The 11,931-nt window shown below is 68.7% G+C and carries 11 protein-coding genes; 6 read left to right on the forward strand and 5 right to left on the reverse strand.

The genetic code is table 11. The features are described from left to right. The first annotated feature begins 49 nt into the window (after positions 1-49). The 3 genes from BMY35_RS00580 (at position 50) to BMY35_RS00590 (ending at position 4,152) form a co-directional block, all read left to right on the forward strand. On the forward strand, positions 50-1,282 hold the full coding sequence (locus BMY35_RS00580; protein ID WP_093195060.1) for a YbfB/YjiJ family MFS transporter: 1,233 nt from the start codon (positions 50-52) through the stop codon (positions 1,280-1,282). Further along, positions 1,282-1,818: a methylated-DNA--[protein]-cysteine S-methyltransferase gene (locus BMY35_RS00585; protein ID WP_093195061.1), complete on the forward strand. Its 537-nt coding sequence runs from the start codon at positions 1,282-1,284 to the stop codon at positions 1,816-1,818. Before BMY35_RS00580 ends, BMY35_RS00585 begins: the two co-directional genes overlap by 1 nt. Positions 1,819-1,923: 105 nt before the next feature. Further along, positions 1,924-4,152 carry a DNA/RNA non-specific endonuclease gene (locus tag BMY35_RS00590; RefSeq protein ID WP_093195062.1) on the forward strand — a complete coding sequence of 743 codons (2,229 nt, stop codon included), beginning with the start codon at positions 1,924-1,926 and terminating at the stop codon, positions 4,150-4,152. Positions 4,153-4,179: 27 nt separating this feature from the next. On the opposite strand, the gene BMY35_RS00595 is transcribed toward BMY35_RS00590, so the two are convergent. Both BMY35_RS00595 and BMY35_RS00600 read right to left on the reverse strand, forming a co-directional pair. Continuing rightward, on the reverse strand, positions 4,180-5,406 hold the full coding sequence (locus BMY35_RS00595) for an MFS transporter (RefSeq protein ID WP_093195063.1): 1,227 nt from the start codon (positions 5,404-5,406) through the stop codon (positions 4,180-4,182). 57 nt (positions 5,407-5,463) lie between these two features. Continuing rightward, positions 5,464-6,402 (reverse strand): LysR family transcriptional regulator, encoded by a 939-nt coding sequence (locus BMY35_RS00600; RefSeq protein WP_093195064.1) that lies wholly within the window; start codon positions 6,400-6,402, stop codon positions 5,464-5,466. 129 nt (positions 6,403-6,531) lie between these two features. Here BMY35_RS00600 and BMY35_RS00605 point away from each other — a divergent pair, with 129 nt between their 5' ends. Continuing rightward, on the forward strand, positions 6,532-7,398 hold the full coding sequence (locus BMY35_RS00605) for an NmrA family NAD(P)-binding protein (RefSeq protein WP_093195065.1): 867 nt from the start codon (positions 6,532-6,534) through the stop codon (positions 7,396-7,398). Here BMY35_RS00605 and BMY35_RS00610 read toward each other — a convergent pair. Continuing rightward, the gene (locus BMY35_RS00610) at positions 7,395-8,294 is read right to left on the reverse strand and encodes a LysR substrate-binding domain-containing protein (RefSeq protein WP_093195066.1); all 900 of its coding nucleotides are present in this window, start codon (positions 8,292-8,294) and stop codon (positions 7,395-7,397) included. The two genes, BMY35_RS00605 and BMY35_RS00610, sit on opposite strands and share 4 nt — an antisense overlap. 78 nt (positions 8,295-8,372) lie before the next feature. On the opposite strand from BMY35_RS00610, the gene BMY35_RS00615 reads away from it, so the two are divergent. Both BMY35_RS00615 and BMY35_RS00620 read left to right on the forward strand, forming a co-directional pair. After that, the gene (locus tag BMY35_RS00615; RefSeq protein ID WP_093195067.1) at positions 8,373-9,539 is read left to right on the forward strand and encodes an MFS transporter; all 1,167 of its coding nucleotides are present in this window, start codon (positions 8,373-8,375) and stop codon (positions 9,537-9,539) included. Continuing rightward, a complete protein-coding gene (locus tag BMY35_RS00620; RefSeq protein WP_093195068.1) occupies positions 9,536-10,156 on the forward strand; it encodes a pyridoxamine 5'-phosphate oxidase family protein in 621 nt (206 codons plus the stop codon). Before BMY35_RS00615 ends, BMY35_RS00620 begins: the two co-directional genes overlap by 4 nt. 76 nt (positions 10,157-10,232) lie before the next feature. Here BMY35_RS00620 and BMY35_RS37530 read toward each other — a convergent pair whose 3' ends face one another. Continuing rightward, positions 10,233-10,397: an HHHH-motif protein gene (locus tag BMY35_RS37530; RefSeq protein ID WP_126468559.1), complete on the reverse strand. Its 165-nt coding sequence runs from the start codon at positions 10,395-10,397 to the stop codon at positions 10,233-10,235. 161 nt (positions 10,398-10,558) lie between these two features. Continuing rightward, the gene (locus BMY35_RS00625; RefSeq protein ID WP_093195069.1) at positions 10,559-11,857 is read right to left on the reverse strand and encodes an MFS transporter; all 1,299 of its coding nucleotides are present in this window, start codon (positions 11,855-11,857) and stop codon (positions 10,559-10,561) included. Positions 11,858-11,931 lie beyond the last annotated feature (74 nt).

Below are 11,931 nucleotides of genomic sequence, written 5' to 3' on the forward strand. Positions count from 1 at the left end.
GGCCGCGGCACCTGCCGCAGAATAGGCCCGCCTGCCGCCCGCCATAGCAATGCCGACGACGCTCGCTTCTCCATCCTCCATCTCCGCCCAGCCCACGCTGCGGCTTGCCTTCGCGCTCTCGATGGGCGCGGCGGTGTCGCTGGGCATCACGCGCTTCGCGTATGCGCTGCTGCTGCCGCCGATGCGTGCCGACCTGGGCTGGAGCTATGCGCTGGCAGGCGGCATGAACACGGCGAACGCGGTCGGTTACCTCGTCGGCGCGCTGGTCACTCCGGCACTGATGCGGCGCTTCGGCGCGACCCGGCTGCTGGTGTTCGGCGCGGTGCTGGCCAGTGTGTTCATGGCGGGCAGCGGCTTCGTGACCGATGCGTCTGCATTGCTGCTGCAACGCCTGCTGGCCGGCATTGCCAGTGCCTGGGTGTTCGTGGCAGGCGGACTGCTCGCGGCTCGGCTCAGTGACGCAGGTTCGGCGCGCGGCGGCTTGCTGCTCGGCATCTACTACGGCGGCACCGGCTTCGGCATCCTGCTGTCGGCATTGCTCGTGCCGCAGGTGCTGCGCGCGGCGTCGGGCGTTCCTCACGGATGGGCCTGGGCGTGGTGGGCGCTGGCGGTCGCGAGCGCGGCAGCCACCTGCCTGCTGGCTTGGGCGGGGCGCGCGATGCCCGAGCAGCCGGCCGCTTCCGTGGCACCTGCCGCCGCGTCGGGCTCGGCGCCACCTGTCGCGCTGCACCGCTTCGGCTGGGCGCTTGCCGGCTATGCCTTGTTCGGCATGGGCTACATCGGCTACATGACCTTCGTGATCGCGCTGCTGCGCGAGCAGGGCGCCAGCGCCGGCTTCGTCACGTTGTTCTATGCATTGCTCGGCATCGCCTGCGTGGCTTCCTCCCGGCTGTGGGCCGGGCTGCTCGACCGGTATCGCGGCGGGCAGCCGCAGGCATTGCTCAACGGTTTGCTCGGCGTTGCAACGCTGCTGCCGGTGCTGAGTTCGTCCGCGCCGATCGCGCTGATTTCCGGCGTGCTGTTCGGCGGCGTATTCCTGTCCGTGGTGGCCTCGACCACCGCGCTGGTGCGCCACAACCTGCCGCCGTCGCGCTGGGCACAGGGCATCAGCGCGTTCACCATCATCTTCGCGCTGGGGCAGATCGTCGGGCCGACTGTCACGGGCTGGATCTCCGACGGCTCCGGTGGATTGGCGCGCGGCCTCGTGGCTTCGGCGACGGCCCTCTGGCTCGGCGCGGTGCTGGCGTCGCGCCAGCATTCGCTGCAACGGGAGACATCGTGATGAGCGGCTTTGCCTTGTTCGAAACTTCCATCGGCATGTGCGCCTTGGCGTGGGGGCCGCACGGCCTGGTCGGCGTGCAACTGCCCGCCGACAACGGCGAACCCGCCACGCGAGCGCGCATGCGGCAGCGCTTTCCGGACCTGCATGAAGGCCCACCGGACGAGAGGGCTCAGCGCGCCATCGACGCCATCCAGGGCCTGCTGCGCGGCGTGCACGACGACCTGAGCCACATCGAGCTCGACATGAGCGGCGTGTCCGAATTCCACCAGCGCATCTACGCGATCGCGCGGCGCATTCCGCCGGGCCAGACCCGCACCTACGGCGAGATCGCGGAGGAGCTGGGCGACAAGGGCCTCTCTCGCGCCGTGGGCCAGGCCATGGGCCACAACCCGTTCGCGCCCGTGGTGCCATGCCATCGTGTGCTCGCCGCGGGCAACAAGCCGGGAGGCTTCTCGGCTGGCGGCGGCGCGCTGACCAAGCTGCGCATGCTCGACATCGAGGATGCGCGGCCGAACGGGATGGCTTCGCTCTTCTGACGATCGGCCAGGCGGCGTAGTGCCTAAGTCATCCCTCGAAAAGGGGATGCGGAGGCGGTAGCGAACGAGCACAGTGGCAACCCTCACGGGACGAGGGGGCGCGACGTGCAACTCTGGCTTGAGCAGATCGAGAAGGCGCGGGAGCGGAGCGAAGGCATCGACCTGCAATCTCTTGCCGACTACGCAAGAGACAAGACCCCGCGCGATCTCGGCACGCCCAAGCAGCTCGAGGACCGCAGGAACTTCCTGCGCGAGAGCCTGGGCGACGACGAGAAGTCCGCCGTTGCGTACGAGCGCATCATTGCCGGCAGCGAGATACAGGACGTCAACTACCTGGCCCGCGGCGCACGGGCCGCGAAGGCGGTCAGCCGGATCGTCATCAGGGACACGGCGGGGCGGCTCGTCGGCTACGGCACCGGATTCCTGATCGCGCCGGGCGTGCTCATCACCAACAACCACGTCCTGCCTTCCATCGAAGCCTGTCGCCGCTCCGAAGCCCAGTTCGAATTCGAACTCGACATCGACGGCGCGGCGCTCAACGCGACCACCTACGGCCTCGAGGCACAGGCACTCTTCTTCACTTCGAAAGCGCTCGACTTCACTGTCGTGGCCGTCACCGCCGTATCGACGGTGGGAGAGGGCCAGCTCTCGCACTACGGGTTCCTGCCGCTCGTCGGCGCCACCGGCAAGGTCTCGGACGGCGAGTGGCTCACGATCATCCAGCACCCCAACGGCGACCGGAAGCAGGTGTGCGTGCGCGAGAACAAGCTTCTGAAGCGCACGGACGACGTGCTCTGGTATTCGACCGACACGCTCGGCGGCTCCTCGGGCTCCCCGGTCTTCAGCAACGACTGGTACGTGGTCGCGCTCCACCACAGCGGCGTGCCGGAAGAACGGGACGGCCGGACTCAGACCATCTCGGGCCGCGACTACGACCCGAGGAAGGACGGCGAGCAGGACATCAAGTGGATCGCCAACGAGGGCATCCGCATCTCGCGCATCGTCGAGACGCTGCAGTCGGTTCTTCCCGCGCACCCGCTGCTGCAGCCGGTCTTCGGGGCCACGCCGGAGAACTCGCGGCTGATGCTGCCTTCGGTCGATCTGCTGCAGTCGACGTCGACTCACGTTCCCGGGACCACGCCAGCACCCGGCCCGCTCATTCAGCAACCCCAAAACCGGAAGACGATCATGAACGACATGCAATCTGGTGGAAGAAGGACGCTCACGGTCACGTTGGGCATCGAGGCGGATGGAAGCGTCGCGGTGCTGCGCTCCGGCCCCGCGGCCCGCGAATCGCTGGACGCTTTCGAAGCGTCCGGCGCCAAGGCCAAGAAGAAATCCGCGCCGGCCATCGACGTGCCCTTCAATGCGACCTACGACGACCGCAAGGGCTTCGACAGCGGCTTCCTCGCACCCGGCAAGCCCGAACTGTCGGTTCACCTGCCGCTGCTCGGAAAGGCTCTTGCCAAGGAGACCGCGGAACTTGTCGACGCCGCCCCGGGCGAGAACGTGCTGAACTATCACGGCTACAGCCTCGTGATGCACAAGGCAAGGCGGCTGGCTCTCTACTCGGCCGCGAACGTCGACTTCAGCGGCCGCTTCGAGCTGCCCCGGCCGGCGGACGTGTGGAGGCAGGACCCGCGCATTCCCTCCAGCGCACAACTGACAAATTTCTACTATGAGAACAACCAGTTCGACCGCGGACACCTGACGCGCCGCGAGGACATGGAGTACGGCGGCAGCCGGCTCGCCGCGCTCACCAGCGCGGCCGATACCTGCCACTGGACCAACTGCACGCCGCAGCACTCGAAGTTCAACCAGAACAAGGAGCTCTGGCAGGGCATCGAACGCCACATCTTCGAGGACGCGATCAAGCTCGACCGGTTCAGGGCCCAGGTCATCACGGGGCCGATCCTCGAGGAGAGCGACCCGGTCTGGGACAGGTATCCGAAGATCCAGTATCCGGTGCGCTTCTGGAAAGTCGTCGCGGCGATCACGTCCAAGGGAGCGCTCTTCGCCACTGCCTACATCCTCGATCAGTCCGGCGTCATCGATGAGTTCGGCATCGAGGCAGCACGGGAGGTGCCGTTCGATGCCTACAAGACATTCCAGGTCCGGATCGACGAGGTCGAGCGGCTCACCGGGCTCAGCTTCACGGGTGGCCCCGCCAGGAGGGTCTTTTCGCTCTCCACGGTCGATCCGCTTGCGAAGAAGCCCGTGAGGAGAAGAAGCACCAGGGTTCGCGCGCAGGAGTCGGCGCTGGCCGATGCGCCGGACGGCTGGCTGCCGCTCGATTCGCTCGAGTCGATGATCCTTCCTGATTCGCAGGATTAGCCGAGGCTCCGCTGGATCGCGCGCGCCTCAGACGGCCGGCACAGGCAGCCGGTGCAGCGTCGCGATGCGCGACGCGAAGATGATCGCCGCCTGCAGCCCGAACCCCGCGAGCGCGAGCAGCAGGCAGGCCGGCTCGCCCCATGCCGCGCCGACCATGCCGCCCAGCGCGGCACCGATGGGCCGCGCGCCCGCGTTGATCGTGAGGAACACGGCCGACACCCGGCCCAGCATCGTCGCCGCGGTCACGCTCTGGCGCAGCGTGGTCGAGGTGATGACCCAGACCATCGGCCCCGCGCCGAACAGGAAGAACGAGAGCGCCGCCAGCGCTGCGGTCGGCACGACGAGCGTGGCCGCCATCGCCGCCGCTGCCAGCACGGCGACCGTGGGGCCGACCTGTATCGCGCGGCCGAACGGCAGCCGTGCCACCACGCGCGGCGTGAGCAGCGCGCCCACGACCATGCCCGCGCCGTACATCGCCAGCGTGAAGCCCACCGCCTGTGCGCCGAGGCCGAGCACGCGCACGGCATAGGGCACGTAGCCGGCCTGCAGCACGAACCACGAGATGTTGAAGACCGCGCCGGTCATCAGCATCGGGCGCAGCATCTCGTGCTGCCAGACGAAGCGTGCGCCGTCGCGCACTTCGAGCAGTGGATGCCGTCCGGCGGAGGGCGCACGCGGGGCCTCGCTCAGGCGCAGCAGCAAGGCCACGGCAGCCGCGGAAAGCACCGCGGCCAGGACGAATGCCGCTGACGCACCGGCCCAGGCCACGAGCGCGCCCGCGAGCGCCGGCCCGGCGGTGAACGCTGCGCTGCGCGCCAGCTCGAGTCGCCCGTTGGCAGTGGCCAATGCTTCCCTTGGCACGAGCGCCGGCACCAACGCAGGTGCCGTGACGCTGAAACCCACGGTGCCGACAGCGCCCAGGAACCCGAGCACGGCCAGCCAGCCGATGCTCAGCTTCGACGCGAACACCATCGCCAGCAGCACGAGCAGCGACACCGCCCGCAGCCCCTCGGCCCAGACCATCAGCCGCCGCCGCGACATGCGGTCCGCGAGCAGGCCCATGGGCATCGAGACCAGCAGGAAGGGCAGCGTCTGGACGGCAGCGAGAAAGCCGATCTCGCCGGGCCCGGCGCCGAGCGCCAGCACCGCCACCAGCGGCACGGCCGCGAGGCTCAGTTGTTCCGCGGATTGCGCGGCGAGGTTGGACCACGCGAGGTTCTGGAAGGAACGGGAGAGGGATGATGTTCGAGTCATGCCCTCATCGTGCTGGCCCGGGGCCTTGCCGGCTGGCCGTTTCCGGACGAGCGAGCGTCAGCGCCGCGACTTCGGCATTGGCATCGGATTCGATGCCGGCGAGACCACCTCCATCACGAAATCGATGAAGACACGCACCTTCGCTGCCGGCAGGTGGCGCGACGGATAGAGCGCATGGAGCGGGAGCCGCTCGTCGGGCCAGCCGGGAAACAGATCGACCAGCTCGCCGCTGTCGAGCTGCGGCTGGATGCCCACCGCCTTGATCTGCGCCACGCAGATGCCGGCGAGGACCGTCTCCAGCACCGTGCCCGGATCGGTGAGCAGCAGCCGCCCTGTGGCCGGCACCTTCACGAGCTTGCGTCCGCGCTGGAACTCCCACGCGTATGGCTGGCCCGTGGCCGGGTTGCGCACCTGCAGGCAGGCGTGCCCGGCGAGGTCCTCGGGCTTCGCAGGGCGGCCGTGCCGCGCGAGGTACGCCGGCGTGGCCACGGTGACCACGCGCGAATCCATCAGCTTGCGGGAAACGAGCGACGACGAGGGCGGCTCGCCGAAGCGCACCGCGATGTCGAAGCCCTCGGCCACCAGGTCGCCGAGCTGGTCGCGCGCGATCAGCTCCAGCGTGAGTTCGGGGTATTGCGCAAGGAAACGCGGCAGGTGCCGCGCCAGCAGCAGGCGCGAGGTGAAGGCATCTGTGTTGACCCGCAGGCGACCGCGCACCGCGCCGGATGCACCGGCGGCGATCGTCACCGCGTCCTCGATGCCCAGCACCAGCGGATTGATGTTGGCGTAGAGCTGCCGGCCCTCGTCGGTGAGGCTCAGCGAGCGGGTCGTGCGGTCGAACAGCCGGATGCCGATGCGGCCCTCGAGACGGGCGATGGCACGGCTCACGCCGGAGGGCGTGAGGCCCAGCGCATTGGCGGCGCTGGCGAAGCTGCCGCCTTCGACCACGGCGGCCAGCACGCTGACGTTGGAGAGAAGGCGTCCGTCGAGAGTCATTTTTCATTCGTGATCAGGTGTCATGAATGATATGTCGTGGGGGCGCTTTACTCAAAGATGAGCCGTTCCTACGATTCGTCCCGTCGCATGCGTCACCCCATCGAATCAAGTCAGGAAAAAGGAACTCTCATGTACGCAATCACCGGAATCACGGGCCAGGTCGGCGGCGCCGTCGCGCGCGCCTTGCTGGCCGAAGGGCAGCCGGTTCGTGCGGTCGTCCGCGACGAACACAAGGGCCGCCCCTGGGCCGCGCTCGGCTGCGAGGTGGCCGTTGCCGCGATGGACGACGCTGTGGCGCTGACACGCGCTTTCTCGGGCGCGGCCGGCGTCTTCGTGCTGCCGCCGCCCAACTTCGATCCTGAGCCGGGCTTTCCCGAGGCGAGGGCCGAGAACGCCGCGCTGCGGCAGGCGCTCGACACCGCCCGGCCGGCGCGCGTGGTGTGCCTTTCGACGGTCGGCGCGCAGGCGGCCCAACCCAACCTGTTGAGCCAGCGCACCCTGATGGAGGAAGCGCTTCGCACCTTGCCGATTCCGATCACCTTTCTTCGGCCCGCATGGTTCCTGGAGAACCTGCGCTGGGACATCACGCAGGCGCGCGAGCAGGGCCTGCTGTCGAGCTACCTGCACCCGCTGGAGCGGCCCGTGCCGATGGTGGCCACTGTCGACGTTGGCAGTGTCGCTGCGGAGCTCCTGCTGCAGGTCGGCGGAGCACCGCGCGTCGTCGAGCTCGAAGGCCCTGAGCGGCTGACGCAGCATGCGATTGCAGCGGCGCTCTCGCAGGTGCTGGGCCGGCCGGTGCGCGCGGAGGCGGTGCCGCGCGAGAGCTGGGGCGCGATCTTCCGGGCGCAAGGCATGCGCGACCCGGTGCCGCGCATCCAGATGCTCGACGGCTTCAACGAAGGATGGATCCGCTTCGAAGGCGACGACGCGAGCGTGCGCAAGGGCAGGGTGGGCGTGGCGGATGTGATCCGCTCGCTGGCGGATCAGGTCGGCTAGGCGCCTTCGGCCCGACCCTCGACCTGCATCTCCTCGAACCACTCGGCCACGTACGAAGCCTCCGGCGCGGCGTCGGGTGCCAGTCCGTAGTAGTAGCGCTCCAGCGTCATGCGCAGCGCGGGTAGCGGCGACTGCAGGCGCCCCGAGGCCAGGTCGTGCGACACCAGCGAGGTCGGCGCCAGCGCGATGCCCAGTCCGTCGACCGCGGCCTGCAGCACGAAGTGCAGGTGATCGAACTGCAGCCGACCCGCCGGTCGTGCGCGCGGCGCGCCGACCAGCTTCTTCCAGGCGTCCCAGTCGTCCTTGCGCGTGCGGGCCGACAGCAGGACGTGCGAGGCGAGGGCGCGAAGGTCGGGCAGCGGATGGCCCTTGAACAATGCGGGCGCGCCGACCACCAGCACCTCGTCTTCGAGAAAGGGCTGCACCTCCATCGAGGACGGCCAGCCTTCCAGGCCCCGGCGCACCGCGATGTCGAAGCTGCCGACGGCCTCCTCGGGCATCACGGTGCTGGTGACGACCTGCGGTTCGATGTCGGGAAAGCGTTCGACGAAGGAAGGCAGGCGTGGAATGAGCCAGCGCACGGCGAACGAGGGCCGCACGTTGATCCGCACCGCGCGCGCCGGCCCCTGCGACTGCAGCGCCCGCGCCGCGGCGCCGATCTGCGCGAGCGCGGGCTGCACCTCGGCGAAGAACTGCTGGCCCTCGGCCGTGAGCGTGACCTGCCGGATGCGTCGCTCGAACAGCGCGACGCCGAGGAACTCCTCGAGGCTCTTGATCTGCCGGCTCACGGCGCTGTGCGTGACGTGCAGTTCGAGCGCCGCGCGCGTGAAGCTGAGGTGGCGCGCCGCGGCGGCGAAGGCGCGCACGGCGTTCAGGGGAGGCTCTCGAAGCGGCATGCGTGCGATTTTCTCACGCATGCCGGTCGTTAATGTCGTTTGTCGGCACGGCATGCGGCGGCGCACCATCGAGGCTCGATGTCACGCACCGCACCCGCTCCCCAAACATCCCCCACCGACCTGAATTCCCGCCATGCGGCGATGGCCCTGGGCCTTTCGCTTCCGGCCGACGTGGTGCTCTACCTGCTGCTGCCGATGTACGCGAGCCAGTTCGGCGTGACGCTCGCCGAAGCGGGCATGCTGCTCGCCGCCAACCGGCTGGTGCGAATCGCGGGCTACGGCTTCGTGGCCCGCTTCTACGCCCGCAACGGCGACCGGCTGACCTGCACCATCGCCGTGGTGGCGGCGGCCGTGTGCGGGCTGGGCTACGCCACGCTCTCGGGCTTCTGGGCGCTGCTGCCGCTGAGGCTGACGTGGGGCCTGTGCTTCGCGGCGCTGAACCTGTCGACCCAGGCGCTCGCCACGGCCGACCCGGTGGGCGCCGCGCGGCGCAACGGGCGCTCGCGCGCCTTCATCGCGATGGGGCCGGTGCTCGCGCTGCCGTTGGGTGCGCTTCTGGCGCACTGGACGGGGCCGCGCACGATCTTCGCCATCCTCGCGGTGTTCTCGCTGCTGGCGTACTTCGTCACGCGCCGGCTGCCCGCGGCTCCACATCCGGTGACCAAGCCCGCCAGGCGCTTCAAGCTGCCCAACAGCCTCGACAGCTGGTCGTTCATGGAAGGGCTGGCGCTCGACGGGCTCTTCATCGTCGGCCTCTCGTACCTCGGCAAGGACCTGCTGCCGGGCGGCGCGGTGATCGTTGCCGGCGTGCTGATGGCGCTGCGCTACCTCGCGGAGATATTGCTGAGCCCGGCCGGCGGGCGCATGGCCGAGCACTTCGGCGCCGAGCGCCTGCTGGTGAGCCTGTCGCTCGTCACGGCCATCGCGCTGGTGGGTTTCGGCCTGGGCTGGCTGTGGAGCTGCGCCGCGCTGATCGTGGTGCTGCGGGCACTGCAACTGCCCCTGCTGCCGCCCATCGTGGCCCGCCGCACGCCGGGGCCGGAGCGGGTGCAGGCGCTGGCGGCGCGCTCGGTGTGGCGCGACATCGGCGCCGGTGCCGGGCCGCTGATCGCGGGCCTGCTGCTGCCGGTAGCGTCGCCGCCATGGATCTACGGCGTGGCCGCCTTGCTGCTTGCGCTCGCGGCGCTGGCCTGCGGCTGGAGCAGCGCATCGCCACAATCCACCAGCATCCAGGAAAGCACATGACAAGCTCCTACGCCATCGAAACCATCGCCCAGCTCGAGGCCCTGTTCGGCCAGCCCGGCGATGCAGCGCTGAAGAAGGAGGTGCCGTACCTGCACCCGAGCTACCGGGCGCTGATTGCCGCATCGCCCTTCGCGGTGCTCGCCACCATCGGCCCTGGCGGGCTGGACGCTTCGCCGCGCGGCGATCCGCCGGGTTTCGTCGCGGTGCAGGACGAGAAGACGCTGCTCATGCCCGAGCGGCGCGGCAACAACCGCATCGACAGCCTGCGCAACATCGTGGCCGACCCGCGCGTGGCGCTGCTGTTCCTGATTCCCGGCGTGGGCGAGACGCTGCGGGTGAACGGCAGGGCGCAGCTCACGGTCGAGCCGGCGCTGCTCGAGCGCTTCGCCATGGACGGCAAGCAGCCGCAATGCGTGATCCGCATCACGGTGGAGACGGTGTTCTTCCAGTGCGCCCGGGCTATACACCGTTCGAAGCTGTGGGCGCCTGTGTCGGCGGATGCGCAGCGCCCTGTGCCGACGCCCGGCGCCATCCTCTCTGCGCTGACCGAAGCGGCCTTCGACGGGGAAACCTACGACCGGGAACTGCCGGCGCGGCAGCGGGCGACGCTGTACTGACGCGGAACCCCATTCCATTCGCCAATGAAAAAAGCCCGCGTCAGCGGGCTTTTTCTTGCGGTTCGCACCGCCAGGATCAACGCACCCAGTGGCAGACGCGGTGGTGATGACGCGCGTCCCACTTGCACACCTTGTGCTTCTTGGGGTGATGCGGCGGCGCGGCGGAGGCGATGCTCGGTGCCAGCACGGCGAGGCCGGCGAACGCGAGGATGCTGGAGAGGATGAAATGCTTGGTCTTCATGGGGTTCTTTCTAAGCAAAGGCATCGATCGAGGATTTGCGTCGTTGAACAGGCGCTCCTGTAGAACGTTCGATGCAATATTCAGATGACAGTTGTTGGCGGGGCGGGCGTGAAAAACCTCACCGATCGCGGTACCTGGAATGGCATTCGGGCCGCACCGCATCAGGCCTGTCCGGGCGCTGCGGCCTGCTCGGTGCGCGCGTCGTGGCCGATGATCAGCACGAGCCCGAAGGCCACCGCCGACAGCATCGCCAGGAAGAGCACGGCGTAGAAGTCGTTGCCCATCCGGTCCTTCAGCGTGCCGAAGATGGTCGGGCCGATGTAGCCGCCCAGGTTGCCGATGGAGTTGATCCACGCGATGCCCGCCGCGGCTGCCGTACCGCTGAGGATGGCGGTGGGCAGCGTCCAGAAGGTGGGCAGGGCGCTGAAGATGCCGAAGGCGGCCAGCGTCACCGCCGCCATCTTCGGAACGGGCGCGGTGGTCTCGGCGGCCAGCACCAGGCCGAGGAAGATGCAGGCCAGCGGGATCAGCAGGAACCACTTGCGTTCCTTGCGCGCGTCGGAGGCCCGCGTCCAGAACAGCATGGCGATGGCGCCCACCAGGTACGGGAAGGCGTTGATGAAGCCGATCTCCACGTTGCCCAGCCCGCCGAAGCCCTTGATGATCTGCGGCAGGAAGAAGCTCAGGCCGTAAAGCGGCACCGTGATGCCCATGTAGACGAAGCCCAGCCCGATCACGCGCGGGTTCAGCAGCGACTGTTTCCAGGAGATCTTGTTGATCGACTCCCGGTTGGCGCGCTCGGCGTCCAGCGTGCGCTGCAGCCAGTCGCGCTCCTCGGTGCTGAGCCACTTGGCGTCCTTCGGGCCGTCGGGCAGGTACATCAGCACGAAGAAGGTCAGCACCAGCGAGGGCAGCGCTTCCAGGATGAACAGCCACTGCCAGCCGTGCATGCCGCCGACGCCGTCCATGTTGAGGATGAAGCCCGAGATGGGCGAGCCGATCACGGTCGAGATCGGAATGGCGAACATGAACCAGCCCACGATGCGCGCGCGGTACGCCGCCGGAAACCACAGCGTGATGTAGAAGATCACGCCCGGGAAGAACCCGGCCTCCGCGATGCCGAGCAGGAATCGCACGACGTTGAAGCTGGTCGAGCCGCCCACCCAGGCCTGCGCGGCCGAGAGGATGCCCCAGCTGAACATGATGCGGGCGATCCAGCGGCGTGCGCCGAAGCGCTCCAGCGCCATGTTGCTGGGCACCTCGAACAGGAAGTAGGCGAGGAAGAAGATGCCGGCCGCGCTGCCGAACACGGCGGCGGTGAAGCCCAGGTCCTTGGACATGGCCGCGCCGGCGAAGCCGAGGTTCACGCGGTCGAGGTAGGCGATGAAGTAGCTCACCATCAGAAGCGGCAGCAGTCGCCAGCTGATCTTCGAGATGGTTCTCTGTTCTACGGGGTTCATGGTTGCTTGTCTCCGGTGTTGGATGGTTTTGTGGAGGCGGTGGGAAGAAGGAGGAGGGCGGCTGCAGCCGCCGG

This window comes from Variovorax sp. YR750, from assembly GCF_900109805.1.
Taxonomy (GTDB): domain Bacteria; phylum Pseudomonadota; class Gammaproteobacteria; order Burkholderiales; family Burkholderiaceae_C; genus Variovorax; species Variovorax gossypii.

What these genes read in the sequence shown, in the direction of transcription:
- BMY35_RS00580 (WP_093195060.1), top strand. Translation starts at nt 50, where the DNA reads ATGCCGACGACGCTCGCTTCTCCATCCTCCATCTCCGCCCAGCCCACG.
- BMY35_RS00585 (WP_093195061.1), top strand. Translation starts at nt 1,282, where the DNA reads ATGAGCGGCTTTGCCTTGTTCGAAACTTCCATCGGCATGTGCGCCTTG.
- BMY35_RS00595 (WP_093195063.1), bottom strand. Translation starts at nt 5,406, where the DNA reads ATGACTCGAACATCATCCCTCTCCCGTTCCTTCCAGAACCTCGCGTGG.
- BMY35_RS00600 (WP_093195064.1), bottom strand. Translation starts at nt 6,402, where the DNA reads ATGACTCTCGACGGACGCCTTCTCTCCAACGTCAGCGTGCTGGCCGCC.
- BMY35_RS00605 (WP_093195065.1), top strand. Translation starts at nt 6,532, where the DNA reads ATGTACGCAATCACCGGAATCACGGGCCAGGTCGGCGGCGCCGTCGCG.
- BMY35_RS00610 (WP_093195066.1), bottom strand. Translation starts at nt 8,294, where the DNA reads ATGCCGCTTCGAGAGCCTCCCCTGAACGCCGTGCGCGCCTTCGCCGCC.
- BMY35_RS00615 (WP_093195067.1), top strand. Translation starts at nt 8,373, where the DNA reads ATGTCACGCACCGCACCCGCTCCCCAAACATCCCCCACCGACCTGAAT.
- BMY35_RS00620 (WP_093195068.1), top strand. Translation starts at nt 9,536, where the DNA reads ATGACAAGCTCCTACGCCATCGAAACCATCGCCCAGCTCGAGGCCCTG.
- BMY35_RS37530 (WP_126468559.1), bottom strand. Translation starts at nt 10,397, where the DNA reads ATGAAGACCAAGCATTTCATCCTCTCCAGCATCCTCGCGTTCGCCGGC.
- BMY35_RS00625 (WP_093195069.1), bottom strand. Translation starts at nt 11,857, where the DNA reads ATGAACCCCGTAGAACAGAGAACCATCTCGAAGATCAGCTGGCGACTG.